Source organism: Thermaurantimonas aggregans, from assembly GCF_003851885.1.
Lineage (GTDB): Bacteria > Bacteroidota > Bacteroidia > Flavobacteriales > Schleiferiaceae > Thermaurantimonas > Thermaurantimonas aggregans.
Map to the genome: position 1 here is coordinate 35,692 of NZ_BHZE01000009.1, position 26,968 is coordinate 62,659.

A 26,968-nucleotide genomic window follows, 5' to 3' on the forward strand; every position below is an offset into this window, starting at 1 on the left:
ATTTATTGTTTATTATCGCCCAGTATGATAGGCAGTCCGTTTTTTGAATTACCGATGATTACAACTTTAGAATTCGGACTTTCAGCCAATTTAAGTGTGGCCTCTATACCTTTCTCTTGAAGGATTTTGTCAGTCAGAGAGCGGTTGATGATTTCATAAGCTTCGGCTTTGCCTCGGGCTTCGATGCGCAGGCGTTCTGCTTCTTTTTGAGCGGCTTCGAGTCTAAATTCGTATTCGAGGGCTACTTGTTCTTGTTTGAGTTTTTTTTCAATGGCTTCTTGAAGTGAAGGGGGTAGGGTCACATCGCGTATCAATACATCGTCGAGCAGTATGTGCTTGTCGGCAATAGATTTGCGCGTGCGATTCATGATTTCATCTTCAATTACCTCGCGTTTTGTTGAATAAAGTTCTTCGGGAAGGTATTTGCCAATCACCTCGCGGGTGGCGGATCGAATGGCAGGATTGACAATTTTTTCGTGGTAATTGGGACCTACTTCGTCGTGTAGCAAGGGCAGCCTGTCTTCTACAGGCTTATACCAATACGAAACATCTACCTTGATGGTCAGGCCGTTTTTTGAGAGAACTTCCATCATGGTATTGTTTTCCTGAATTTTAACATCGTATTTGAAGATTTTATTCCATGGTGCAATGAAGTGAAAGCCCTGATTGAAGATTTTATTCTTATCGATACCACCACCGAATGTCCGGAAGATGACCCCTTTTTGACCAAAATCAATCGTTGTAGTCATCGACCCCCATAAAATAACGATTAGTATGACCACCAAAAAACCGCCAACCAATAAAAAAGGCAAACTACGATTCATGGGAATTTAATTTTTGGCATTAATAACTGCCCAAATATCGTCTAAGGAACCATTCGGCTGTAAGCAAGATAAGTATTATTGCAAAGAACGGCCACCATTCAATCAGTCGTATTTTTTGTGTCTTTTCTTTAATGAGAGGTAAAAAGCCTTGGGCTAAAAGATCTTTTTCTAGTTCGTCTAAGTGAGAGACCAAATAAAATTTGCCTTCGGTGTTTTGAGCAATTTTTCTCAATTTATCGTGATTGGCTACCAGGTCAGAAATTTCCAAGTCATTTTCTTCTACGATCAGAATGCCGCTTTCTGTTTGTTTCACCCCTGCCAATTCGGCTTCTGCTTTCCACCGATAGGTGCCTGGAGCGAAGTTTTGTGCCGAGGCAGTGTACACCGTGCCTTCCCTCGCAAAAGAATATTCGAATTTCCGACCGGCAGTGTCGGTAAAGGTTATGGACACTTTGGCATTGGATACGGGTAAATTCGATTGGTCGTACACGTAGGCTTTCACCAAAAGTTTGTCTTCGGGTTGAATTTTATCGGGTATGGCAATTTCCAGGGGTTTTTTCTTTTCGGAGTGAATCAACCAACGAGAAATTTTTAAGAAAAACTGGTCAAAACTGTTAGAATCACCCTCCATTTGCAACTTGTTTTTCCACTTCCAAAGTCCTTCGCCGTGGAATAACGCGATTTTCCGATCTGTCTCAAGCAGCGAAATCAAAGGCTTATTGGTGGGTATTCCGTTGATTTTTTGAAAACTCAAGACATCTTCTGCCTTCACATTCGATATGCTGTAAAAAACATCTAATGGCGGGAGAGAATAAATAGACAAAAAATTGACTGAAGAAATTTTGTAAAAGTTTTCGTTAGCGACGGGGTAGGCTTTGTCTTCTCTGCTGAATCGAGTTACGTCTCTTCCGATTAGCTCAGATAGCCCGCTAGGATCCGTTCCAAATCCACTGATGAGCAATATTGGAAGAGCTTTGTTTTTTTGTAAAAAGGCAAACGTGAGTGGATGTACAGGGCTGTGAACGACGACAAAATCAAAATTCGAGTTCAAGAATCGAAGACTGTCGGGTTTTTTGCTTACAAGTTCGTTTTGTGTGTTTTTTGAAAAATATTCTCGCAGCACACCTACATCCGGGTGTTTCACCTCGTCTATGATCAGCACTTTGCTGCGTTCGTCTATTACTTCTACGTAAAATACGTACGTATTATTTCGCGTGTTTTTTTCTTTCGAAACAGCATCGATGGTAACAGAATACCGATGAATACCGGGTTTGTTGGATTTGATAAAGGTTTTATACGATTTAGATTCTGATGCTGATGTGGCTCTGAAAGTAGCGATTTCTCCACGAGAACCCTCACCATCAAGGCGGATTTTTAATGGTATATTTTCCAAATACAGGGCTTTGGCTATGATCTCAATTTCAAATTCAGTATTTGGCAAGACCTTTTTAGGATACACTACTGAGTAAATAGAGGCATCGGGAAACTGAGTGGTATCGCCCACGGCAACTACATGAACGGGCACTTTTAATTCATGAGCAAAATATTCGGGTGAATAGCCACTATTAAAAATGCCGTCAGATACCAGGACTACTGCAGCTATTTCATTTTCAAGGCGCGTGTTTTGCAAATGCTTAATCCACGCGTACCCGTCGGTAGAGGGTTCATTGAAGTTAAAATCTGGATTTTCAGATACTTTTGAACCAAAAGAAATTACATCTACTTCGAGATTCCCTTTTACTCTGTCAGCGATCGTTCTGAGGTATGTGGGCAATTTCCTAACCTCCACAGAGTCTTTCGACATCACCATGCTCCGGGAGTGATCAATGGCCCATATCAGTTTTCTAGGTTTTTCTTCCAGCTTTCTGATATATAGTTCGGGCTTAAGCAGCAGAAAGAGTAGAAGGGCTAAGGATACAATCCTCAAAACTCTCAGTATTGCTGCGCCCTTCTTCCCAAAGATGGATTGCTGGCTCTTGTATACCCATACCACTAGCCAGGCAACTGCTAAAACAGCCATTACCCACCAGAGCAACGAAAATTCTGTGGTAAACTCGAGCATCCGCAAAGACCGTATTTAGCTGATCAGGTCAACATACCGCCACATACATTGAGCGTTTGCCCGGTGATGTATGTTGATAAGTCACTGGCTAAAAAAAGACAAGCATTAGCCACATCTTCAGGTGTACCACCACGCTTCAGAGGGATGCTGTCGCGCCAGCCTTGTACTGTTTTTTCGTCGAGCACAGCGGTCATTTCAGTTTCGATAAATCCGGGTGTGATGGCATTACAGCGAATGTTGCGAGAGCCGAGTTCGAGCGCTACAGATTTTGTAAATCCTATGACACCGGCTTTAGAGGCTGCGTAATTGGCCTGGCCTGCGTTGCCCTTTATACCCACTACGCTGCTGATGTTGATTATTGACCCACTGCGCGCTTTCATCATGGGTTTAATCACTGATTTGGTCAGATTAAAAACAGAGTTGAGATTCACTTTAATCACTTGATTAAAGTCCTCTTCGCTCATGCGGAGCAGCAGGTTGTCTTTTGTGATACCGGCATTGTTTACCAAAATGTCTACTTTGCTAAACTCAGCCAGCACATCGTTTACGAGCTTCTCAGCCTGCGCAAAGTCTGATGCATCGCTTCGATACCCTTTTACTTTTACGCCATATTGACTGAGTTCAGCCTCCAGAGCCTGGCCTTTTTCCACTGACGATAGATATGTAAAAGCTACTTGACAACCGTTTTTTACAAACACCTCAGCGATTCCGCGCCCGATGCCCTTGGATGCACCAGTGATGATAGCTACTTTATTTTCAAGAAGTTTCATAACGACTTTTAAATTACTTGATGATTAACGGGCCAAATATAGGTGCAATGAAACAGCTCTGTAGCGCAAAAGATGGGCTGCCCCTACTTACAAAGTCAAAAGTGGGAAAGCTCAAAGATTTATTATTTGTATAGCCAAACCTTTTAAATGTATGATACAGTGTTGGTTTTGACTGAAAATAAGTATTTTAAAAAAGAATCTTTCGTTTATTTATTCCACTACGTTCACTTCTGGCTGTAGTACGATACCAAATTTTTCCCGTACATCGTCCATCACCCGGCAGGCATGCGCCCAAAGCTCTGCACCTGTGGCATCTCCGTAGTTTACGAGCACCAAAGCCTGGCGCTCGTGCATGCCTACATTGCCTATTCTCTTGCCTTTCCAACTAGCTTTTTCAATTAGCCAACCGGCCGGGATTTTAACACCCTCTTTGGCCGAATAGGTCGGCATATCCGGATAACGTTGCTTTAACTCTGATGCAATATCGACAGCCACCACCGGATTTTTAAAAAAACTACCACAATTGCCCAGCACGGCCGGGTCTGGTAGTTTGCTGCTGCGTATGGCGATCACTGCACGGCTAATGTCGTGTATTGTAGGACTGATAACACCAGCTTTTTGCAATTCGTCGGCGATAGTGCCATAATGGGTGCGCAGTTGATGCTTTCTGCGCGTTAGGCGCATGGCAATGGAGGTAATGGCAAAACGACCTTTTAAATTGCGTTTAAAAACCGAATCTCTATAGCCAAAGCCACACGCATTTGTCGACAAAACCCTTTTTTCACCTGTCATCAAGTCAATGCCCTCCACATGACTGAGCACTTCACAGATTTCTACTCCATAGGCTCCAATGTTTTGTACCGGCGCTGTGCCTGCATTTCCGGGTATGAGGCTTAGATTTTCGATACCGCCAAGGTTTTGTTCTAATGCATACAGCACTGTTTGATGCCAGTTTTCGCCGGCAGCCGCGGTGAGCAGGGCATAGTCTTCGTCTATGTAGCGCACATCTCGTCCCTTTAGGTCGAGGTGTACTACTACGCCGTCAAAAAAATCATTGACAAATAGCAGATTGCTGCCTCCGCCAAGGAGCAAAAATTTATTACCCGCAGAAAAAACTCCTTGTGCCACCAAAGTCTCCAGCTGAGCCTCAGATGTTATGTGGTAATACGCTCTACAGCGCACATCCAGCCCAAAGGTGTTCAGTCCACGAAGTGAAAAATTGGGTACCGGCTTAGCTTCTTCCATCACACCCTTCCCGGATAAATGCTCAATGCTTTGCGCAGAATTTCAACTGAATGGCGCAAGTCTTCAGCCTTCAGCACATAGGCCAAACGCACTTCGTTTTCACCTTTGTGAGGGGTAGCATAGAAACCATTGGCCGGAGCGACCATCACGGTGTAGCCTTCGTGTGAAAACTCAGCCAGCAACCAGCGCGCGAAGTCTTCGGCGTTTCGCACGGGCAAGCGAGCTACGCAGTAGAAGGCACCCTTAGGTTTCGGACAATACACCCCTTCAATGCTGTTCAGCCCATCTACCAGTATGTTGCGCCTTTCGGTGTATTCGGCAATTACCTGGTCGAAGTAGCTCTGCGGGGTATCCAAGGCAGCCTCTGCAGCTACCTGCCCCAGAGTAGGTGGGCTCAAGCGCGCCTGAGCAAATTTCAGAGCGGTAGCCATCAGTTTTTTATTCCGGCTTATGAGGGCACCGATGCGCACTCCACACATCGAATACCGCTTCGATACCGAATCGATTACAATGGCGTGTTCATCCATGCCTTCCAAATTCAGAATCGACATAGGCTTTGCACCATCGTAAGCAAATTCGCGGTACACCTCATCAGCTATCAGAAAGAGGTCGTGCTTCAAGCACAGGTCGCGCAACTTGTGCAGTTCTTCGCGGCTGTAGAGGTATCCGGTGGGGTTGCCCGGATTGCATATAATAATCGCCCGCGTGCGTGGCGTGATCCAGCTCTCAAACTCTTCAATATCAGGCAATGCAAATCCCGTCTCAATGCTGCTGAACACCGGCACTACTTTCACACCGGCCGATATGGCAAATCCGTTGTAATTCGCATAGAAAGGCTCCGGCACAATCACTTCATCACCCAAATCGCAGATCGAGTTCAGCGCAAAGGTGATTGCTTCCGATCCGCCTGTAGTAATCATCAAATCGGTATATTCTATCCCAATTCCGCGCACGGCATAGTAGTCGGCCAGTTTACGGCGATACGACTCATTGCCAGCCGAGTGGCTGTACTCGATCACCTGGTGGTCAAAGTTTCGGATGGCCTGCAGCGCGATCTCAGGAGTGTGGATGTCGGGCTGCCCAATGTTCAGGTGGTACACCTTCACCCCTTTTCGTTTTGCAGCCTCAGCAAAAGGCACCAGCTTTCTGATCGGCGACTCGGGCATCTGCATCCCTTTTTTTGAAATCGAAGGCATTCTATGTGTTTTTTCAGTTATTTTTTCTTTTTTATTTTTTTGGGCGTGCCCCTCACTTCCCTCGCTTTGCTCAGTCGTTCGGGTCGGGCTATCCGCTCTTATTCGCCTTGCAGACGGGCACGGCACATAGCTCTTACCCTACTCTAAGCCTTGTTTTTTTATCTGGGCTTATCTCCTTAGTAAACCCTGGTGGCAACTGGGCTGCGTTGTCTGCCCATGGGGCCAGCCAGCCTCGCCCAGGGTGCCGATTGCCCGTCTGCTGCGGCTCATATCCGCTTCTATCCCTCACGCGAGGCTCGCTGCGCTCGCTTTTTTTGGAGCTCAAGGTTCATCAGCCATTACCTGCTGTCGATGCCACATACATCACCAAACCATATATTCGCAATGGCCGGATTGTTCCAAAAACAAAAAGCCCGCCTCGATGGGCGGGCGAAAATACGATGTAAAAGACGTTTAGCGGTTCATTACCGGACTGGTTTCCTGATTGATCGGGGCCGATTGAGCTTGAGGAGCTTGTACATCGCCCTTTACTGTAAACGACACAGTGCCATCAGGACCGTTGTTGATAGCGTTTGAGTAGATTTTTACAGTCTTACTGAAAGGACCAATTCTCGAAGTGTCGTAGTTAATTCTCAGTACAGCCTTCTTCTTAGGCATAATAGGCTCCTTTGGCCACTCAGGTACGGTACAGCCACAGCTGCCTACCGCATTCTGGATGATGAGCGGTTCGTTACCGGTGTTCACGATTACAAATTCGCGTACTCGCTCGCTGTTTTGCTGAATTTTTCCGTAGTCGAGTTCCGGCTTTTCAAAGGTGATTACAGGGCCATTCTGCTTCTGCCCGAAGGCTAATCCTGCGAAGAGCACCAATGCAAGGGTAGAGAGGATTTTCTTCATGATCTCTTGTTTATTGTGATTTATCTACAAAATTACAAATACAATGCCGATTAATACGTGATGGGGTTAATAGGAAAATCGTCAAATTTCCTTTTTACCCATGCAATACAGGGTGAATGCCAGCCGATCAGTAGCTTCTTGTAGTACCATGCGTGTAGGCTTGCCGGCTCCGTGTCCTGCATTAGTCTCAATGCGGATCAGGGTAGGGTTTGGCCCATCGTTTACCGCCTGAAGCATAGCGGCAAACTTGAAGGAGTGTGCAGGTACTACGCGGTCGTCGTGATCAGCGGTAGTGATGAGCGTTGCAGGGTAGTTCATGCCTTTGCGCAGATTGTGATAGGGTGAGTAGCCTTTTAGATACTCAAACATCTCCTTGCTGTCGTCAGCAGTGCCGTAATCGTAGGCCCAGCCAGCACCTGCGGTAAACTTATGGTAGCGCAGCATGTCGAGTACACCCACTGCTGGCAGTGCCACTTTGAAGAGCTCAGGGCGTTGTGTCATAGTAGCGCCTACGAGCAATCCTCCGTTGGAGCCACCAGATATGGCCAAAAAGTCTGGCGAGGTGTATTTGTTTTCGATCAGCCATTCAGCCGCAGCAATGAAGTCATCAAACACATTCTGTTTATTGAACTGACGGCCTGCGTCGTGCCACTTTTTGCCGTATTCACCTCCACCGCGCAAGTTGGGTACGGCATACACGCCACCCATTTCCATCCACACAAGGTTTGTCACACTGAAAGATGGCGTAAGGCTTATGTTGAATCCGCCATAGCCATACAGAATGGTCGGATTTTTACTATTGAGCTTTAGGCCTTTTTTGTGGGTGATGATCATCGGTATGCGCGTACCGTCTTTAGAGGTGTAGAAAATCTGCTTTGACTCGTAGTCTTCAGGATTAAATTTCACATCCGGTTTGCGGTAGAGCTCTGATGCTCCTGTTTTCGGGTTCAAGCGGTAAATAGTCGGCGGATACACATAGTTAGTAAAAGTGTAATAGATTAAAGTGTCTTCCCATTTAGCTGAAAAGCCCGAAGCTGTACCCAAAGCTGGTAGATCAATGCTCCTGATCTTATTTCCTTTTAAGTCATACTGCTCGATGAGCGAGGTAGCATCCTTAAGGTAAGAGGCAAAGATGTACCCTGCGCCGGTCGATACGTTCAAAGGCATATCGCTTTCCGGTATTACGTCCACCCAATTATCAGGCGTGGGATTTTTAATGGAAACCTTCACCAGCCGGCGGTTGGGGGCGTTTAAGTTAGTAAGAATGTATAGCGTGTCGTTTTCGAAATGTACGGGCGAGTGGGAATTGTCAAAGTTGTTGACTATCGCTACAAGGGGCGATTTGGGGTTTCTAAGGTCTTTGTAGTATAATTCGTTGCCTGTTGTGGTGTTTGCCGCAGTGATTACCAGCAGGCTGTTGTCTTCGGTCACGTAGCCACCCACATATCTGCGCTTAATGTCAGCGCCAAACACGGGAACATCTGTCGATTGTGGTGTGCCGAGCTTGTGGTAATAGAGCTTATGCTGGTCAGTTTTGGCTGAGAGTTGGCTGCCTTCTTTTGGCTTATCGTAGCTTGAGTAGAAGAAGCCTTCGTTTTTGTACCAGCTTAGGCCAGAGAATTTCACGTCGCGCAGCGTGTCTTCGATGATTTCTTTGGTTTCCGTATTGATCACAATAACCTTACGCCAGTCTGAGCCACCTTCAGATATCTGATACACGGCCAACTTACCGTCGTCGGTAAAAGAGATACCGGCCAGCGATGTAGTGCCATCGGGCGAAAAGGTATTTGGGTCGAGAAATACTTCGGTATTTCCAGACTTATCGGTGCGGTAGAGTACAGATTGGTTCTGAAGGCCATCGTTTTTATAGAAATAGGTGTAATCGCCTTCGGTAAAGGGTGCGCTCACCTTTTCATAGTTCCATAGTTCTTCGAGTCTTTGGAAGATTTTATCTCTGAAGGGGATTCTGTTCAGAAACTCTTGGGTTACTTCGTTTTGAGCTTTCACCCATTGTGCTGTTTTTTCGCTGAGGTCGTCCTCCAGCCAGCGATAAGGGTCAGATACCTTCACACCGAAATACTCATCTACTACATCTACCGTTTCAGTGACTGGGTACGTAACCTTTAGGTTGTTTTTTTGCTCACATCCCAAGATGGCGACGCCTACCATTGCGATAAAAAAGTAGCATTTTCCCATACTTTCGATGATTTTTCAGCAAATATTACAAGAATATTGGGGTGATTTTCACAAACTTAGTGTTAAAACCACCCACCGCCCAATGCACGGTAGAGTTTAAGACGTGCTACTTTTCGTTGTAAAGTAGCTTCTACAAAGTCGAGCTGCGTGCGAAGTACCTCCCGGCGCACTGTGAGCAGATCGAGATAAGAGGCATATCCATTAAGAAAAAGTTGCGTTGCTACGGTTTCAGCTACTTTTAGGGTGCGTGCTTCGCTTTCTTTAAGTCGTGAGATTTTCAGATACTCATCGAATGCCACGAGGTGTGTATTGATTTCATTCAAAGCATTGACTATTGTTTTGTTGTATTCGAGTTGTGCTTCTTCATAGCGTGCTTTCTGGAAGCGCAAACCGGCTTTTAACTGGTTCTGCTGAAAGATAGGTGCCACCATATGCCCCATGACACCAAAGGCAAGCGAAGCTGGATCGAAAAACAGACTGGATTTAAAGGCATTGAGGCCTACGTAGGGGTTGACCATGAGCTGTGGGAAGAAGGCATAGCGAGCGGCCATGACATCGGCACCTGCTGACTTCATCAACAATTCGGCACGCCGAATGTCGGGCCTGGAAAAGAGCAGGTTTGCAGGGGTTGTGAGTACCACTGCACTATCCATCGATTGCATGAAGAAGTCAGGTGAGCGATCCACAGGCTGGTTTGCCTGCATTTTAAGGGCATTGATGGCATTTTCGACTGCGTTGATTTCGATCAGCACTCCTCGAAGGAGGGCTTCTGTATTAAGTACCTGGGCTTCAAATTGCTTAACGGCTAATTCTGAGGTTCGGCCGGTTTCTTTTAGGATGAGGGTTTTTTCGAGGCCTTCGCGCTGCAGCTGGAGCTCTTTTTCGATGATTTCGCGTTCGTCGTCGAGTGCCTGCAGGGTGAAGTAGAGCTCGGCCATTGTAGTGACGACCATCGTAGTGGCGAGCTTATAGGCTTCTTCAGAGGCGAGGTATTCTAGCCTACGGCCCTTGCGCTGTTGACGCAGGCGTCCCCATACGTCGATTTCCCATGAGCTTTCGAGAGCGAGGTAGTATTCGGGTGTAAAGTTTTCATCCACCCGCTGCTTGTCGTCGATGCGGTCTGAGAGGTTGGTGTCGAAATTACCTACACCCGTCATTGTGTAGCGGCCGAAGCGGTCGCCCCCTGTTCGACCGCGCACTTGTAAAGAGGGCAAGAGTGCACCACCGGCGGCAGTGTAGGCAGCTTTAACTTGTCGGATGCGTGCGCTGGCCTGCAACAAGTCGGCATTTACGCGCAGGGCATCTTCGATGTGGCGGATCAGGGCAGGATCGAGAAAAAAGTCCTTCCAACTTACCCTGCCGGTGTGTCGTAGGGTGTCTATTGGATAGTTGGTTGAAAACTGATGGGGCAGTTCAGGTGTCTTGTGCTTGATAAGAGTTTCTGGGGTGCCACAAGAAGTAAGCAGCACCATTCCAGCAAAGAGCAGCCAAAGCACAGCGTTACCTGTGGTGGCACGAGAGCGGCTTACCCTCGCGTGAGGCATGCGGAAGGTGCGCGTAAGCGCAGTGCGAAGGCTGTAGTGAAGCGAAAGCCTGAGCACGGGAGCGAAGCGTACCCTGAAGCACGCCGACCCGAACGACGGAGCGCAGCGACGGAAGTGAGGGGCACGCCCAAATAAAAAGAGTATAATTCGGGAAAGTTTTTCTGACATCATCCTGCTATGGATTGTTGGATTTTTTTGTATTGGTGAAGAGTACAAACAGACCCGGGATGAGCAATACGCCAATGATGGTGCCTGTGATCATACCACCGGCGGCTGTGGTGCCTATGGTGCGGTTGCCAATGGCGCCTGCGCCTGTGGCCAATGCAAGTGGAATAAGGCCGGCTACGAAGGCAAATGAGGTCATTAAGATCGGACGCAGACGTGCGACGGCCCCTTCGATAGCTGCTTGAAGGGGCTGCTTGCCACTTTTTACGGCTTGATTGGCAAATTCGACGATGAGTATGGCGTTTTTACCAAGCAGACCGATGAGCATTACGATGGATACCTGGGCGTAGATGTTGTTTTCAAGGCCGGCCATCTTGAGGAACATAAACGATCCGAAAATACCGGCAGGCAGTGAGAGTAGTACGGGCAGTGGCAAAAGGAAACTCTCATACTGTGCTGACAGCAGCAGATACACGAAGACTACAACGAGCATGTAGATGAAGAGAGTTTGATTGCCGGCCAGAATCTCTTCGCGTGTAATGCCTGCCCATTCGATAGCGTAACCTTTGGGCAATACACGCTTGGCTTCTTCCTGTATGGCGCGGATGGCGTCGCCTGAAGAATATCCTTTGGCGGCCTCACCGTTAAACATGGCAGCGGTGTACATGTTGTAGCGGGTGAGCTGCTCAGGGCCGAACACCTTTTGTGCTTTAATGAAGGTGTTGAGCTGTACCATTTCACCGCGTTCGTTTTTTACATAGTGGCGAAGAACGTCCTCAGGTGTAGTGATGTACTCGGGTGAGGCTTGGAGCATGACTTTGTAGGTCATGCCGAAGCGAATAAAGTTGGAGGTGTAGTAGGATCCGACCAATGTTTGGAGGGTACTCATGGCATTGTCGATGGTTACGCCGTTTTTAGCGGCTAATTCCTGATCTACTACCAGGAGGTATTGTGGGAAGGTGGGGTCGAAGCCGGTGAAAATGGAGCCGATTTCGGGGCGTTGTTTTAAGGCGAAGAGGAAAGAATCGACAACGGCTTTGATGGTCATGAGGTTTTCTTCGCCGGCTTTTTCTACCAGACGGAACTCAAATCCAGCAGCATTTCCGAAGCCTGGTACGGAGGGCGGTGGTAAAAACTCGATGCGTGCATCGGTGATCTTGTCTACGTCTTTTTCGAGATCAGCGATGAGTTGAAAGATGTTTTTTTCGCGTTTATCCCAAGGCACGAGGTTGATGGTGCCCATGCCAAAGGAAGCTGCATTCGACTCGGTGATCACAGAGTACCCTGCCAGGGTGGAGAAGTTTTCGATTTCGGGGTATTTTTTGACGATTTCTGAAAGCTCTTCAAGCACAGCCTGGGTTCGGTCGATGGTAGCACCGGGAGGGGTAGTGACGTTTACGTAAATCATGCCCTGATCTTCAGTGGGGATGAAACCTGTGGGAAGAATAGAATTAAACCCCCAGGTGGCCACAAAGGAGGCTGCCAATACACCGAGCGTTATAGCTCTGCGACCGGCTATAACTCGTAGAAGCAATCTGTAACGTTGAGCTAGGCGATTGTAATAGTGGTTAAAGAGGAAAAAGAAGCGACCTAAAGGACCTTTAGGCATTGAGTGGCCAGTGTGATCGTGTGGCTTGAGCAGTAAGGCACAAAGGGCCGGCGTAAGGGTTACGGCATTGATGCCCGATAGGATGATCGAAATGGCCAGCGTAACGGAAAACTGCCGATAGAAGATACCGACGGGCCCTGACAAGAATGCAACCGGTACAAATACGGCCGTCATTACAATGGTGATGGAGATAAGCGCACCGCGTATATCGCGCATGGCTTCAAAAGTGGCCTGGCGAGCGTCGAGCTTTTTTATCTCCATGTACGAATGCACAGCCTCTACCACCACAATAGCATTGTCCACCACAATACCAATTGCAAGTACCAGAGCAAAGAGGGTTAGCAAGTTGATCGAAAAGCCCAGAATGGACATAAAAGCAAACGTTCCTACGAGCGATACCGGAACCGCTAAGGCAGGAATCAGAGTAGAGCGGAAGTCTTGCAAAAAGATGAAAACGACCAGAGATACCAGTATGAACGCTTCGATGAGCGTCTTGATAACTTCGGCTATAGATGCATCCAGGAAACGGCTAACGTCGTAGGCAACGTTGTATTGCATACCTTCAGGGAAAGTCTCAGCGCTGAGCTCTTCCATACGCTTTTTTACGTCGGTGATTACCTGGCGGGCATTTGAGCCGGGGCGCTGCTTTATCATAATAGTGGCTGATGGCCTACCGTCGGTTCTTGAGATAAGGCCATAATCGAACGCACCAAATTGAATATCGGCTAAGTCTTTGAGTCTTAGGATAGAGCCATCGGGCATGGCGCGAATAACGAGGTTTTCAAATTGCTCTGGCTGATTAAACTTTCCTGTGTATTTGAGAACGTACTCTTGCTGTTGCGGAAGTTTACCAAGCGATTGGCCGGTTTTACCCGGTGCTGCTTCAATATTTTGCGCGCGAATGATGGAGATTAGTTCGTCGGTAGAAATTTTGTAGTTGGCCAGCTTTTCTGGTTTTAGCCAGATGCGCATGGAGTAGTTTCGGTTGCCGAGAATTTCGCAAAAACCTACACCGTCAATACGCTTTAGCTCGCGGATGAGGTTGATGCCGGCGAAGTTGTATACAAATTCCTCATCCATTGTACTGTCGGTACTGAATACATTGAGAAACATCAGGATAGTATTCACCTCTTTTTCAGAGGTTACCCCGGCTTTTACCACTTCTTCGGGCAACTCGTCGAGCACTGTAGTCACGCGGTTTTGCACGTTTACGGCAGCCACATCGGGGTCGGTTCCTACCTTAAAGAATACCTGAATTAGAGTAGTACCATTGTTAGCTGTTACCGTGTTCATATAGGTCATACCGGGTACACCGTTTACTGCCCGTTCTATAGGGTTGGCTACGGCTTTGGCGCATACTTCTGCATTAGCACCGGTGTACTTGGCGGTGATTACCACCGATGGAGGTACGATGTCGGGGAACTGCGTTATTGGCAGCGTGAAGATAGCCAGAACGCCGAGTAGAACAATGAAAATATTTATGACCGCAGAGAGAATGGGTCGCTTAATGAATATGTCCAACATGGTGTCTGGTATGAATTATTTGTAAGTAACCAGTGTGTTGTTTTTGATCTTTTGGATACCTTCGATCACAATGATGTCGCCGGCTTGTAATCCGCTCTGTATCCAGTATACATTAGTGAGCCTCTTTTTTGGCACGATGGGAATCATTTTAGCCCTGTTGTTAGAGTCCACTTTAAAGACGTAGTATTTGTCTTGTAGCTCGATCACTGCCTTATGAGGCACAAAAATTCCATCTTTTACGTTTCGGTTGAAAATGATTCTACCCGATGAACCGTGTTTAAGTATTTTTTTCTTGTTCGGAAATTTCGCGCGTATTGAGATGTTGCCGGTTGATGATTCAAATTCGCTTTCCATTGTTTCGATCACGCCTTTTTCAGGATAGATAGAACCATCGACGAGCTGCAGTCCCACTTCCTGACCGATAAAATTATTATCGTTGAATTCTTTCTTGAGCTCGAGGTATTCGCGCTCAGATAGGTTAAAGTAGGCATATACATTGTCGAGCTCACTAATGGTTGTGAGCAGCGTACCCTCATCTACAAGACTACCGCGACGCTGCAAGATGCGGTCGATCGATCCAGAAAAAGGTGCTCTAACTAAAGTGTAGCTTAGGTGAACCATTGCCATATTTTCTTCAGCCTCAGCCTCTTCTACATTGGCGCGAGCTGCATTTAAGCGACTTTGAGCCAACTCGAGTTCACCTGGCGATACGATGTTGTTTTCTGCTAGTTTTTTGGTGCGCTCCAGTTCTACCAAAGCATTCTTTTCGGCAGCTATCGCGTTTTTTACCTTGGCTTTTGCCTTACTGAGGTTTAGGCGATACTCCTCGTCATTGATTTTAAAAAGCACTTGCCCTTTGGTTACTGATTTCCCCTCATCTACATAGAGATCTTCTAGATAACCCTTCAGTCGGCTTCGAATTTCTACATTTTGAAGTGCTCTGATTTCTGCAATAAAATCTTCTTTAAGAACAGTATCAATTGATTCTAAAGCTAAAACTTCGACAAATTCGGGATTTTCTACATTTTTTTCCTTGTTGCCACACGCTGCAACTAGCAAATAAGAAACTGAAATACAACTAATAAGGAATCTTTTCAACTCTGGAATTTTTTACACAAAAATATTTTTTTAGCTTGTTTTTGAAATTCTTATGGAATGGTTAATTCTATTTGATACTTTTGGTGAATAGGTTCTAAAAAGTGAAAAAAATATTTTTAATTTCTTTAACCTATCTGATTTTTAGTTCGCTGTGGATATTTTTAACAGACAGTATTGATCATAATTTTTTTGGTTTTAAAGATTACACTAGATTTCAGACTTACAAAGGCATTTTGTTTGTCGTCTTTTCTTCGTTGGTAGTTTTTTTGACGACTTACACCTTCTACATACGAGAGATCTTACAATATGAAAAAGTAAAAATACTATCTACAATTCAAGAAATCATTTTAAACAACTCTCAGTCTTTTTCATGGATTTGCAACTTGAAAACGGGTGAAGTCATTCTATATGGCTATACACCTTTTCTCTCAAAAAACAATTTTACATTAGATATAACTGAAATAAAAAGATTCTATCAGCTTTATACTGATTTTACTTTTGTACAAGATGTTATAGAAGATTTAAAAAGAAATAAGATTGAAACTTTTGAACATGAGTATAAAATTCATTTAGATAATGATATAAAATATTACAAAATATATTTTTTAAAGTATATTGGATCAAACAAAAATTCTTACATCATTGCCCACTCTAATAACATTACTGAATATCGAAAATCCCTTGAAGAAATAGAACATCAACAAAAGCTTCTGGATTCGGTAATTAAAAGTTTACCTGATATATTAATACTTATTGATAACAAAACGTATGTTGTAAAGTTTTTTTACTACAAAGATGAATCAGATATTTTGGTTCAAAAAGAGTATTTGCTAGGTAAGGATATTAGGCATTTTGTTCCTCCATTTATTTCTGAAGAATTAGAGAAGAAAATACAAGATGCTGAATACAAAAAGATTCCCTTTGTATATGCCCTGCCCATGCACAATAGAATAGAGCATTATGAAGCGAGATTTGTAGATTATGACAGTGATAATACGATGATAATTGTTCGTAATATCACCGAGCAATACGAAACCAACAGAGAGAAAGAAATTTACTTACAGCAGCTACAGAATGCAGAGAGTATTTTAAATTTTGCCTTTTGGTCCTACGATACTGAAGACAAAAAAAAGTACGTCTCTTCGAGAATTTCTACACTATTTGGCATCACTATCAATTCCATTGAAGATGCTAAAATGCTCTTTGAGTATATAGTTCCTGAAGATTTGCCTTTTGCCTATGAAAATTATAAAAACATTTTGGAAGGTAACGAATTAAAAGACGGAACTATACGTTTCAAGTTGCCAGATGGTAATGTAAAACATATTTTGCAAAAAGTAATGAATATCCGGAAAGGGAAATTTATTAAATATCAAGGTGTTTTAGTGGATATCACAAATGAAATATTAACTGCAATAAACCTAAAGCAAAAGTCCTTTTATCTAAATCTTTTATCCGAATTCACAAATGATATACTTGTATTGTATGACTTTTCAAACGAAAAAATTGAATATATTAACTCTACTGCTTTTAAATATATTATAAAAGAAGATTTTAATGATGTAAAATCTAACTTTTTTCAAGGATATTTTTATGATAAGGATTTAATTGAAATCAAAGAAAAAATCAAGATTCTGTTTAATAAAAATGATTATAAGGCAAGTGACAGTATTTGTTTAGAAACACAATTTATAAAAGAAAAACGAGTACCTATTTGGGTTGAAGTTTCTATTTACAAAATTGCAGACGAAGACTCTGATAAAATTTTATTATTAATAAAGGATATTCACGAAAAGAAAAAATATCTTGAAGAATTGGAAAACGCAAACTTACAATTTAGATATGCAGCTAAAGCCACCACCGATGCCATATGGGATTGGAATTTAGAGACAGGTACTTTTATATGGACAGAAAATTTCGAGATTTTTTTTGGACACAACATAAAAAATCTACCCAAAGATCTAAGTGGGTGGAAAGAATTTTGTCATCCTGATGATATAGACCGCGTTTTTAAAAGTATAAGATACGCAATCGATCACGGTCATGAGTTTTGGCAAGAAGAATACCGTTTGCGAGATTCATCTGGCATTTACAAAGATGTTTTAAACAAGGCTGTGCTTATCTATCATGATAACAAGGCAGTGAGAATCATTGGGGCAATTCACGATATAACCAAAGAAAAGGATGCTCTGAGAAAACTCACCATGCAAAACTTAAAACTTCGGGAAATTGCTTGGACACAATCTCATGTAGTACGTGCTCCACTTGCGAGGTTGATGGGTTTAATAGAAATGTATGATTTATTGCGCGAATCTGAATACGATGATGTTTCTTTGCGCAAATTAATTTACAACTCAGCTAAAGAGTTAGATGATACCATCCACCACATAATCAAAAAAACAGAGAATCTCGACTGATGAGTAAAATTGTTGTACTAAATGTTGACGACGATGATGTGACTTTGATGTTGCACAAAATGCTGGTGAAGGCTCTTGGTTTTTGTGATGAGGTAGAAAATTTTATTAGTGGTGAAAGCGCTTTAGAGTATTTACAAAGTGCTTCTTTTTCAGCTGAAAGTAACTACATCATTCTGCTAGATATCAATATGCCTGGTATGAGTGGATGGGATTTTTTAGATAAAATAGATCATATTGATGGACTTAAAGCGTATGTGGCATTGGTTACATCTTCTATCGACAGTCGCGATCAAGAGAAGGCTAAAAACTATAAAAAGGTGATCGATTTTTTTATTAAACCTCTACATAAAAATCATTTGTCAAGTTTTTTTCAAAAGGTCAAGCTGCTGCTTGAGCAGTAATAACATTTCTTTTTTATCAGGTTTTGTTGCAGTAATGTAATTTTTAAAACCCAATTCTTCACATTTTTTGGAAGTAGTATTTCCTATACAAATGATAGTAACTTTGTTTTTATCGACTATGGTTGTGTAAATAGATTGAAGTCCTGATGGACTAAAGGCCAGTATAAATTCAGGCTGTTCTATTTTTTCTATTTTTTTGGGTATTTTTTTATACGTGATCAACTCTTTAAATTTTACATGGCTGTTCTCTTGAAAATACTTTGAAATATGCTCTAATCTATCACTGGCACATATGTGTACAAAAGTTTTTGATGTATTGAAATTTTGAATTTTTTGTATCAGCTCTTCTGATGTATAGCCTGTAAAAAGAACTGAATAACCTCTTTCTTCAGCTAATTTTTTTGTTTTACCACCTATACAAATACAATTTATTGTATCAAAAAATTTCAAATTATCCTCTACCGAAAATACAGCATTTTGACTGGTAAAAATATAAATTTCCTCCTTGGGATTAAATGGATAATCTACTTTTAAAAACGCTATTTCGAATGGATAAATTGTCTCAAAAATAACATCGGAATAGGAAGAAAATATATTCAAATCATCATCATTAAGTTCTTTCAAAGAGATAACTCTTATCATAATTAAAAATTATGTGACCAACCCACTCTAATCCATCGTCCTGGTAATACTATTCCGCCTCTATCCATATGTATTTGATCAAACATGTTTGATATTTCGAGATAAAGGGTATTTTTGTGTAAGGTGTAAGTAGCTTTGATATTTACTAAAATAGTTTCAGGGTATGTATTAATTGAATTGTTCGAATCTCTGTAAGTTCCCTTCCGATTTAAATAAATTATTTGATGAGAAAAATCGAGATTTTTTATCAGCCGATAAGATGTTGATAGCGCAACTTTATATTTTAGAATGTCTAAAGCATAAAGGGAAGAAAAATTTTGATTAATGCGCGTAAAATCTGTGTAGGATGCATTCACCTGAATCCAGCTAATTCTCAGCGGATTTTTATTAAAAAGTTTTTTGAAAAAACCCTCCATTCCGTAAAATAATACTTGAGTGATATTAGCTGCAAATACCTGATTAGAGTCCGGATATCGAATCCAATCAATCAACTGTTTTGAATCTCTTATAAAAAATGAAATGCTACTGCTCGAAGATGGTGTAAATCTTCGCATTCCAACCTCGTAATTAAAGGAGATTTCTGGCTTAAGATTTATACTGCCTATGGCTCCACCAACGTTGTAGAACAAATCTGTATATGTTGGCATTCTAAAAGCCTTATTGAATCCAATCCAGAATGATTGTTTTTGATTTTTCTTCCATAAAATATCCAAACCGTACAGTGTATTAGAACCAAAAAAGCTATTTATATTTTTCCAAATTCCATAATTAACAGACACTTTTTTAGTAATGGGAAGATAGTGATCAATACTAAAGGAATTATTTATTCTGTTGTGATAACGTGTTAGCAATACATTTTCTTCAAAAGGCATTTTAATTGATTCCATTAGATTAAAGCCTAATCTGTTACTCCAAATCCATTCGGTACGGAATTCGTATCCTAAATTTAAATTTCCGAAAAATCCCATATCTAGTGTGCTATGCCAATCAATAGTGCTAGTGCGAGTGAGGTGGAAATTGTGTCCACGATAGTATACACCGTTTAAAAATTTTGCTGTATCCCCATTCTCTTTAATAAAATAATTTTCAGGTGAGTAACTATAAAAATTTCTACCCTCTCTAAATAGTTCGAAACGGTCGTGATGCTCTCTGTAATAAATATTCAATTTATGCGTCCATAAATCGCCATAATACGTGTAAGAAATAGCTGTTAATAAATGCTTTATAGTTTCATGCTGTTCTGGATACAAAAAGGAATAAAAATTTTGAGCTCCAAATCTGCTTGTATTGACTCCTATAATGAATGAAAATGAATTATTTTCGTTTGATTTATTTGCCTTTAAATTAAGCGAAAATCTTTCAGCATCTGTATTGAAAATATATCCATTATGTTTTAAAAAATTAACGGAATTATAAAATTTCCAAGTATTTTTTATTGTTCTATTTAATTGAAAAATACCTTCAAATAATCCATTTTGACCTGCAATAAGATCAACTTGATTTTGTTTTTCTTTCTGTGTTTTAGTTACTATATTAATGGCACCAGAAAAAGCGCCTTGGCCAAACATCCTAGAGGCCCCTCCAGGCAGTATTTCAATGCGCTCTATGTCTTCAGGCTGTATAGGTACATTCATGGCATGATGTCCTGTTTGGGGATCTAATAATTTAATCCCGTCAATCATTATCAGCGTTTGATCAAAAGTTCCTCCTCTGATTCCAACATCTGTTTGTATTCCAAAAGGGCCTCGGCTTCGTACATCTATTCCTGGTACAAGGTATAGGATGTCAGCGATCGAACGGGCTGTTGATGTTTTGATCTCCTCAGAGGATATAACATATATATTTTTTGGAGCCTCCTTTAGTGTTAAAGTCTGTCGGCTTGCATTCACTTCTACTTCTTTAAGAATGATGGAAGTATCTTTTTGAGAGAAAGCACTTATATATGCAACAGTCATAAATAAAATACTAATTTTTTTCATATCTCTACAGCTACTATACATATAAAATCTTTCTTCTCAATATTGGTTAAATGAAACGATTGCAAATATTTTAAATAATCGATAGTTCCTTCTCCGTGTTCTGTATCAAACCAGCGTATTTTAATATTCGTTTTAAATTCTAATCCTTGCATATGTCCAGCTTTGTAAACGGCCTCTTTAGCACACCAAAGTTTAATTTTGTCTGTATTTGTTTTAATATTTAAAAGTTCTTCGGAGTTAGCAAATCTTTTTAAGATGTTGTCTTTAATACTTCTGTCATGTCGCTCAATATCAATGCCTACTTTTTTTGTTTTGTGATAAACTGCAGCTGCATATCCGTTTGTGTGGGCGATGCTTAAAAATCCATATTCAGTTCTAGGCGGCTTGTTTTCGAAGCATTCAAATTCAACTTTATGCTCAGTAACTTCCCGCGCACAGGCCCTACCAGCTAAAAATTCAAGTTTTTTTTCACCGTGAGTAAACGATTGTAACCTCTTGTGATCTTGTGCATTAAGAGGATATTTTTCAAGATAAAAACTTTCATCAGGAAGTATTCGACAAATTTTTGCATTAAGTTGATTTGTAACAAGAGAAAAGACGAATTGCATGAATCACTTAAAATTAATATGTTCAAAGGTAGGCTTGGTCGATAGTTCAATATTTTTGCCTAAGCGATATGAAGCCGCATATTCTCATCTTTTTTTTGTGCATAATATCGAATGCCGTTCATTCTCAACCAGTTTGGCAAGATAATTTCTCGGACGGCAATTTTACAGTAAATCCTCCGTGGCAGGGATTGACCTCTCACTTTAGAGTGCAAAATGAAGAATTACAGCTTTATGATACCACGTTAAGTGGAACTTCTTGGTTATCTACAGGCAGCACGGCAGCGTTTAATGGATTTTGGCAGTTTAAAGTTCGGCTAGAGTTTAACCCTTCTACTCAAAATTTTGCTCAAGTGTTCATTGTATCGAATCTGGCTGATGTATCTGGAGCAGTCAATGGGTACTTTGTGCGCATTGGAGGTACTACGAATAGAAGAATTAGTCTTGTTCGCCGTAGTGGCACAACTAATACGACTTTGATAGAATCGGTTGACAATGTTGTAAATACAAATGTGGTAAACGCCCGGATACGGGTTGAAAACAACAATGGGGTATGGACGCTGATGTTTGATACTTCCGCTTCAGTTAATCCTAGTTATGTCGTTGCTGGTACTGCCTTTGATACGACTTTTAGACGTTCGTCTTTTTTCGGGGTGCTATGTCGTTTCACTTCTACGCGCTTCGATAAAATGTTTTTCGACGACTTTGTAATACAAGCCGAAGAATTTAAAGATACAGTGCCACCGGTAGTCACTTCAGTTGTGGCTTCTTCACCTACCCAGGTGGTAGTGCGGTTTAGTGAACCTGTATCAAATATTGCACTTCTTACCGGCAATTACTTCATTTCTGATGGCATAGGTGCTCCCATCACTGCCCAATTTTTACCGGGAAGCACTACAGAAGTTCTCTTATCACTTAGTGCCCCTTTACAAATTAATAAGTTGTATTCCATAAGAATAGAAGAAGTTACAGATTTGGCTGGAAATGAAATTAGCACGACGGTACTGCCGCTGGCTTACACTGTGGTAAAAGCTTTTGATGTGGTAATAAATGAAATACTTGCAGATCCAACACCAGTAGTAGGACTTCCTGATGCGGAATATATTGAACTGTACAACCGATTAAATGTACCAGTGTCTCTTGATGGCTGGCGATTAATGGTAAACAATACTTCAATTGCTTTAAACGGTGTAATACCTGCAGATTCCTTTGCTGTAATTACTCGTTCTCAGGCAGTTGCTCTATTTCCTGCAAACATTACTACAATTGGAGTTAATATGTCGAGTACCCAGCTAACGAATTCGGGAGCTCGACTTCGACTGTTTAATTCAAACAATGAACTCATCCATTCGGTCACATATTCTGATCAGTGGTATGCATCATCTGCAAAAAGAGAGGGAGGGTGGTCATTAGAGCAAGTGGATCCTACTAATTTTTGTGGTCAAGAGCGAAATTGGCGTGAGTCCGTACATCCATCTGGGGGAACCCCAGGACGAAGAAATTCAGTTAATGCTCCTAATCCCGATACCCTTCCACTACGCATTACAAATTTTTCAATACCAACACCTACTCAAATTAGGTTGATTTTCAATAAATCCCTACACCCTTCCCCTGCTGTATTTCCCGATTTTTCTATAAAACCCGATCCTGGAATTTTAGCGGTTAACTACGACTCAGTACTTGAGAATGCTTTGGTAATTGATTTAATCGACCCGCTTATTGAAGGTCTATTATATGAAATGGAGGCAACAGTTAGACCGATTGATTGTCAATTGGCGCAGGCATTATCCGAAGTTTATTATTTTGGATTACCACTTGCACCTAGGCCAGGTGATGTGATTTTAAACGAATTGCTCTTCAATCAGCCTACTAATGGGGCCAAGTTTATTGAGATAGTTAATACATCAACTAAAGTTTTAGACCTATCAAAAATCAAATTATCCAATGTAGAGGGAGGTCAATTTCAAAATATACAAGATATTACAGCAGACCCTATTTTGCTCCTTCCGGGTGCATATTTAGTGATTACAAATTCGATATCTGGAGTTCAAACTTTTTACAACACTGAATGTAATACGTGTTTTATTCAATCATCACTACCTACAATGAATATTGGGTCGGGCAATGTTGCTCTACTAAATGCTGATTTAGAAGTATTCGATTATTTCGAATACGAAGAAAAGATGCATTCGCCGATGATTCGAAATCCGAAGGGAGTCTCTTTGGAAAGAATTTCATTTTCATCTCCTCAAAATGACAGCAGGTACTGGAAGTCAGCCGCACAACAAGTAGGATTTGCCACGCCTGGCTACAAGAATTCGCAGCAAGCAGTTGAAAGTAGTACAAATCAAGAATTAGAAGTTGTTCCAAAAACGTTTTCACCAAACAATGATGGATTCAACGATTTTGTACAGATCCATTATCAGTTAGATGACAACAACTATGTAGGCACTTTACAGATTTCAGATTTGAACGGAAACCTAATAAAAACAGTAGCAGCTTCCGAATTGCTATCTGACAGCGGATATTTCGTTTGGGACGGCACGGATGAAAAGGGTAGAAAGGTTTCATTAGGCATTTATGTTGTAATCTTTGACCTATTTCATCCCGAAAGGGGTAGAAAAATTTTAAAATCATCTGTTGGACTTACATATTAAATTAAGATGATAGATTTCGATCCAAACGGACCTGCTCTTCACGACGGCATTTTCGGGCTTCCTTTTAACGAGCAAAATGCTGAGCTCATCATTTTACCGGTTCCCTGGCAAGTGACCGTAAGCTATGGCGAAGGCACAGCTGATGCCCCCGCTGCCATTAAAGAGGCATCAAAACAGGTTGATTTGTATCACCCATTGAATCCGGGAGCATGGAGAAAAGGAATTTATATGCCTGAGCCTTCGAGAGAACTCTATGAGAAAAGCTCCTTTTGGCGTGAGAAAGTGGCAGACTACCTCGATAATATAGCCACCGAAAAACCTGAAGATTCCTTTTTTAAGGCAGTCGATTCAGCTTGTGAAGAGTTGAATAAGTGGGTTCACGATCAAGCAACAAAATTTTTAAAAAAAGAAAAAAAACTCATCCTTCTCGGCGGTGATCATAGCACACCATTAGGATATATTCAGGCATTAACTGAGAAACATGAATCCTTTGGTGTACTTCAGATAGACGCCCATATGGATTTTCGAAAGGCTTATGAAGGATTTACGTATTCACATGCGTCGATCAGCTATAATTTTATGCAGCTTTCTGGAGTTTCCAAAGTCGTTCAGGTTGGGATTCGCGACTATTGCGATGAAGAATTAGAATTTGCTAAAAGTCTTGGCAATAAGGCAGAAATATTCTTTAGTTACGACATTCAAAAGAGAAAATACAGAGGTGAGAGTTGGGATGCGATTTGTCAATCGATAGTTGAAAGTTTGCCAGAAAAGATATATATTTCATTTGACATCGATGGTCTAGATCCTAAACTATGTCCAAATACGGGTACTCCGGTACCGGGAGGATTGGAATTTGAGGAAGTTCAATATCTTTTGGAAAAAATAAAAAATTCTGGAAAAAATATCATTGGTGCTGATCTGAATGAAGTTGGCGTGTATGCCACAAGCGATTGGAATCAGAACGTAGGAGCTCGTGTACTCTACATGCTCTGTAACATTATTCTGTAAAATGTTATTTTTTTAAAAAAAATGTGGCTACTTTTAGATAATTTTTTAAGTAATTCATTAAATTATTCAATTTGGTGATTTTTGTAAAGAGTTGGAAAACAATATGATAAGATTATTAAACTGAGATTTAATGATTTAAAAATTTTCCTTTTATACAATATTTAATGAAAGTATCTATAAATTTGCCAAGTAAATAAAATCAATATGAGAAAAGTTTCACTCCTTGGCTTCGCTCTACTTTCTTTACATGTTTTTGGTCAGACAAATTATTTGGATGAGTACAGAACATGGTCAATCGGAGGTGGAATAGGTCACACATACATGTTGGGTGATTTAAAAAGTTTTCAACAAGGTCGTGATCAGTATACCAGAGCTAATGCTAGAGGCGGATTTACTGTTGCTGGTTACGGTCATATTACGAAATTCATTAATCCATTTTTCGGATTACAAGCAGCATTAACTGCTGGTAGAGTTACTGGTACCCCAGGAACCCAGTCAGGTAATATTCCAGGACGCCATTTCATCGGCTCGATCATTGTACCTGAAATAAATGCTTCAATAAATTTTATTAATGCTTTTCGTATTGGAGAGGTACGACCGACAAAACACTCTTTTATTGGGTCTGTTGGATATGGTTTTGCAATTTATGATTATGAAGTTTACATAAATAATACCCCTACACCTAACTACACTGCAGGGTTTAATTGGAGACAAGCCGTAGCGGTTCCCGTGGGATTTAATTATAAATATAGACTATCGAATACCTGGGATTTTGATGCTGGAATAAAGGGATTTTTCTTTAATTCAGACCTGATTGATGGTACTGTTTATGGATCAACAAATGATCAGGTGATTTTTACTTCAGTTGGAGCGACATATAATTTTGGAACAAAAGCTGGTAAAAAAGAATCTGTAGTTTATCGCTCACCAGTTTCTGATCTTTATGAATTTACAGCATCAGTGCGCAGAGATATGGATAAAATTACAAAGGATGATGATGGCGACGGTGTTCCAAATATGTTTGATAAGGAGCCAAATACTGCAAAAGGTGCTGTAGTAGATGGTGCTGGTCGTGCGCTTGATGTAGATGGGGATGGTATTCCCGATCATTTGGATGAAGATCCATTTTCACCTAAAGGCGCTAAAGTAGATAGCAAAGGTCGTGAACTTGATTCTGATGGAGATGGAGTACCCGACTCCCGTGATTTAGAGCCGAATACTCCAAAAGGTTCTCTAGTTGATGTTAGAGGTCGTGCAATTAAATCAGTTGGAGGAGGTTTAAACGATGCCTTCATTCCGCAAGTGTATTTTGCAGTAAATTCAGCATTAGTAACTTCAGCTAACGCTGAAAGATTAGCTGTGGTAGCCAGACTACTTAATGCTAACCCGGATATGAAATTAAAAGTTATTGGTCACACAGATAAAACAGGAGGGGAAGAATACAATAGAAGACTTGGGCAAAGAAGAGCTGATGCTGTTGTTGACTATCTAGTAAGAAATTTCGGTATCGATAAGTCGCGTTTTACAACCGAATCGGCAGGAAAGTCTCAACCTCTATCACCAAGACTTCTCAATATCAATAGAAGAGTAGAGTTCATTATTCAGTAAAAATTGGATAAGAAAAGCCGGCCAAAGGCCGGCTTTTTTTTATACACTCTTATTTAATTTCAATCATTTTAGATGTAGAAACTTCAGCTTTTACTTTTTTTGGAAGTATGATGTTTAAAATACCATCTTTGTAATCTCCGCTGATCTTTTCTACATCGATTTCGTCTTCAGGTATTGTGAAAGATCTGCTGAAAGATTGATATACAAACTCTCTGCGAGTGTATTTATCCTTTTCTTCGTGTTCTTCTTTCTTTTCAAAACTTATTGTCAGAATACCTTTTTCAAGGTTTACTTTAATATCTTCTTTTTTGAGGCCTGGTATTGCCATTTCAACTTTATACTCTGTATCGTTTTCCTTGATGTTAACAGCAGGATAAGCAGGAGCTTTCGGGAAAGCTACAGGAATTCTGAAGAAATCATCGTTAAAGATTTCATCCAGAATAGAGGGGATCATTCCAAATCCCATTGCAGGTCTTTTCATCAGTGTGCTCATGGCTTTGAGGTTTTGGTTAGACTACTTC

19 protein-coding genes are annotated in these 26,968 nt (G+C 41.5%); 5 read left to right on the top strand and 14 right to left on the bottom strand.

From position 1 onward, the window contains the following. Positions 1-2: 2 nt before the first annotated feature. The 10 genes from EIP89_RS05730 to EIP89_RS05780 form a co-directional block, all read right to left on the bottom strand. Positions 3-824 carry a prohibitin family protein gene (locus EIP89_RS05730; RefSeq protein ID WP_124397711.1) on the bottom strand — a complete coding sequence of 274 codons (822 nt, stop codon included), beginning with the start codon at positions 822-824 and terminating at the stop codon, positions 3-5. A gap of 19 nt (positions 825-843) precedes the next feature. Then, entirely contained in the window at positions 844-2,886 is a 2,043-nt protein-coding gene (locus EIP89_RS05735) for a hypothetical protein (RefSeq protein WP_124397712.1), read from the bottom strand. A 23-nt stretch (positions 2,887-2,909) separates the two neighbouring features. Then, positions 2,910-3,656: a 3-oxoacyl-[acyl-carrier-protein] reductase gene (fabG, locus tag EIP89_RS05740; protein WP_124397713.1), complete on the bottom strand. Its 747-nt coding sequence runs from the start codon at positions 3,654-3,656 to the stop codon at positions 2,910-2,912. 210 nt (positions 3,657-3,866) lie between these two features. Continuing rightward, on the bottom strand, positions 3,867-4,901 hold the full coding sequence (murB, locus tag EIP89_RS05745) for a UDP-N-acetylmuramate dehydrogenase (protein ID WP_124397714.1): 1,035 nt from the start codon (positions 4,899-4,901) through the stop codon (positions 3,867-3,869). Continuing rightward, a complete protein-coding gene (locus EIP89_RS05750; RefSeq protein WP_124397715.1) occupies positions 4,901-6,097 on the bottom strand; it encodes a pyridoxal phosphate-dependent aminotransferase in 1,197 nt (398 codons plus the stop codon). The genes murB and EIP89_RS05750 overlap by 1 nt, the downstream gene beginning before the upstream one ends. Before the next feature lie 453 nt (positions 6,098-6,550). Continuing rightward, the gene (locus EIP89_RS05760; protein WP_124397717.1) at positions 6,551-6,994 is read right to left on the bottom strand and encodes a DUF1573 domain-containing protein; all 444 of its coding nucleotides are present in this window, start codon (positions 6,992-6,994) and stop codon (positions 6,551-6,553) included. A gap of 81 nt (positions 6,995-7,075) precedes the next feature. Then, entirely contained in the window at positions 7,076-9,190 is a 2,115-nt protein-coding gene (locus EIP89_RS05765) for a prolyl oligopeptidase family serine peptidase (RefSeq protein ID WP_124397718.1), read from the bottom strand. A gap of 62 nt (positions 9,191-9,252) precedes the next feature. Then, positions 9,253-10,905 (bottom strand): TolC family protein, encoded by a 1,653-nt coding sequence (locus EIP89_RS05770; protein WP_124397719.1) that lies wholly within the window; start codon positions 10,903-10,905, stop codon positions 9,253-9,255. 4 nt (positions 10,906-10,909) lie between these two features. Then, entirely contained in the window at positions 10,910-14,032 is a 3,123-nt protein-coding gene (locus EIP89_RS05775; RefSeq protein ID WP_124397720.1) for an efflux RND transporter permease subunit, read from the bottom strand. A gap of 15 nt (positions 14,033-14,047) precedes the next feature. Next, positions 14,048-15,130, bottom strand: a complete 1,083-nt coding sequence (locus EIP89_RS05780; protein WP_160160533.1) for an efflux RND transporter periplasmic adaptor subunit — start codon at positions 15,128-15,130, stop codon at positions 14,048-14,050. A gap of 101 nt (positions 15,131-15,231) precedes the next feature. Here EIP89_RS05780 and EIP89_RS05785 point away from each other — a divergent pair, with 101 nt between their 5' ends. Both EIP89_RS05785 and EIP89_RS05790 read left to right on the top strand, forming a co-directional pair. After that, a complete protein-coding gene (locus EIP89_RS05785) occupies positions 15,232-17,547 on the top strand; it encodes a PAS domain-containing protein (RefSeq protein WP_124397722.1) in 2,316 nt (771 codons plus the stop codon). Then, a complete protein-coding gene (locus EIP89_RS05790; protein ID WP_124397723.1) occupies positions 17,547-17,948 on the top strand; it encodes a response regulator in 402 nt (133 codons plus the stop codon). The genes EIP89_RS05785 and EIP89_RS05790 overlap by 1 nt, the downstream gene beginning before the upstream one ends. Here the strand turns inward: EIP89_RS05790 and EIP89_RS05795 are convergent. The 3 genes from EIP89_RS05795 to EIP89_RS05805 are packed head-to-tail and all read right to left on the bottom strand — an operon-like array spanning position 17,907 to position 21,177. Then, positions 17,907-18,590 (bottom strand): uroporphyrinogen-III synthase, encoded by a 684-nt coding sequence (locus EIP89_RS05795; protein ID WP_124397724.1) that lies wholly within the window; start codon positions 18,588-18,590, stop codon positions 17,907-17,909. The genes EIP89_RS05790 and EIP89_RS05795 overlap by 42 nt on opposite strands. 2 nt (positions 18,591-18,592) lie before the next feature. Beyond that, a complete protein-coding gene (locus tag EIP89_RS05800) occupies positions 18,593-20,569 on the bottom strand; it encodes a TonB-dependent receptor plug domain-containing protein (RefSeq protein WP_160160534.1) in 1,977 nt (658 codons plus the stop codon). Continuing rightward, the gene (locus EIP89_RS05805; RefSeq protein ID WP_124397726.1) at positions 20,566-21,177 is read right to left on the bottom strand and encodes a 4'-phosphopantetheinyl transferase superfamily protein; all 612 of its coding nucleotides are present in this window, start codon (positions 21,175-21,177) and stop codon (positions 20,566-20,568) included. The genes EIP89_RS05800 and EIP89_RS05805 overlap by 4 nt, the downstream gene beginning before the upstream one ends. Positions 21,178-21,365: 188 nt before the next feature. On the opposite strand from EIP89_RS05805, the gene EIP89_RS05810 reads away from it, so the two are divergent. From EIP89_RS05810 to EIP89_RS05820, 3 genes are all read left to right on the top strand, one after another. Further along, complete coding sequence (locus EIP89_RS05810; RefSeq protein ID WP_218019334.1) at positions 21,366-23,831, top strand: lamin tail domain-containing protein; 2,466 nt, start codon at positions 21,366-21,368, stop codon at positions 23,829-23,831. Positions 23,832-23,837: 6 nt separating this feature from the next. After that, complete coding sequence (locus EIP89_RS05815) at positions 23,838-24,839, top strand: agmatinase family protein (RefSeq protein WP_124397728.1); 1,002 nt, start codon at positions 23,838-23,840, stop codon at positions 24,837-24,839. Positions 24,840-25,043: 204 nt separating this feature from the next. Continuing rightward, positions 25,044-26,447, top strand: a complete 1,404-nt coding sequence (locus EIP89_RS05820; protein ID WP_124397729.1) for an OmpA family protein — start codon at positions 25,044-25,046, stop codon at positions 26,445-26,447. Between the two features lie 49 nt (positions 26,448-26,496). On the opposite strand, the gene EIP89_RS05825 is transcribed toward EIP89_RS05820, so the two are convergent. Then, positions 26,497-26,940 (bottom strand): Hsp20/alpha crystallin family protein, encoded by a 444-nt coding sequence (locus tag EIP89_RS05825; RefSeq protein ID WP_245966107.1) that lies wholly within the window; start codon positions 26,938-26,940, stop codon positions 26,497-26,499. Positions 26,941-26,968 lie beyond the last annotated feature (28 nt).

Excerpts from the sequence above, each read along its gene's own strand:
- EIP89_RS05730 (WP_124397711.1), bottom strand. The coding sequence starts at position 824 with ATGAATCGTAGTTTGCCTTTTTTATTGGTTGGCGGTTTTTTGGTGGTC.
- EIP89_RS05735 (WP_124397712.1), bottom strand. The coding sequence starts at position 2,886 with ATGCTCGAGTTTACCACAGAATTTTCGTTGCTCTGGTGGGTAATGGCT.
- fabG (WP_124397713.1), bottom strand. The coding sequence starts at position 3,656 with ATGAAACTTCTTGAAAATAAAGTAGCTATCATCACTGGTGCATCCAAG.
- murB (WP_124397714.1), bottom strand. The coding sequence starts at position 4,901 with ATGGAAGAAGCTAAGCCGGTACCCAATTTTTCACTTCGTGGACTGAAC.
- EIP89_RS05750 (WP_124397715.1), bottom strand. The coding sequence starts at position 6,097 with ATGCCTTCGATTTCAAAAAAAGGGATGCAGATGCCCGAGTCGCCGATC.
- EIP89_RS05760 (WP_124397717.1), bottom strand. The coding sequence starts at position 6,994 with ATGAAGAAAATCCTCTCTACCCTTGCATTGGTGCTCTTCGCAGGATTA.
- EIP89_RS05765 (WP_124397718.1), bottom strand. The coding sequence starts at position 9,190 with ATGGGAAAATGCTACTTTTTTATCGCAATGGTAGGCGTCGCCATCTTG.
- EIP89_RS05770 (WP_124397719.1), bottom strand. The coding sequence starts at position 10,905 with ATGATGTCAGAAAAACTTTCCCGAATTATACTCTTTTTATTTGGGCGT.
- EIP89_RS05775 (WP_124397720.1), bottom strand. The coding sequence starts at position 14,032 with ATGTTGGACATATTCATTAAGCGACCCATTCTCTCTGCGGTCATAAAT.
- EIP89_RS05790 (WP_124397723.1), top strand. The coding sequence starts at position 17,547 with ATGAGTAAAATTGTTGTACTAAATGTTGACGACGATGATGTGACTTTG.
- EIP89_RS05795 (WP_124397724.1), bottom strand. The coding sequence starts at position 18,590 with ATGATAAGAGTTATCTCTTTGAAAGAACTTAATGATGATGATTTGAAT.
- EIP89_RS05800 (WP_160160534.1), bottom strand. The coding sequence starts at position 20,569 with ATGAAAAAAATTAGTATTTTATTTATGACTGTTGCATATATAAGTGCT.
- EIP89_RS05805 (WP_124397726.1), bottom strand. The coding sequence starts at position 21,177 with ATGCAATTCGTCTTTTCTCTTGTTACAAATCAACTTAATGCAAAAATT.
- EIP89_RS05815 (WP_124397728.1), top strand. The coding sequence starts at position 23,838 with ATGATAGATTTCGATCCAAACGGACCTGCTCTTCACGACGGCATTTTC.
- EIP89_RS05820 (WP_124397729.1), top strand. The coding sequence starts at position 25,044 with ATGAGAAAAGTTTCACTCCTTGGCTTCGCTCTACTTTCTTTACATGTT.
- EIP89_RS05825 (WP_245966107.1), bottom strand. The coding sequence starts at position 26,940 with ATGAGCACACTGATGAAAAGACCTGCAATGGGATTTGGAATGATCCCC.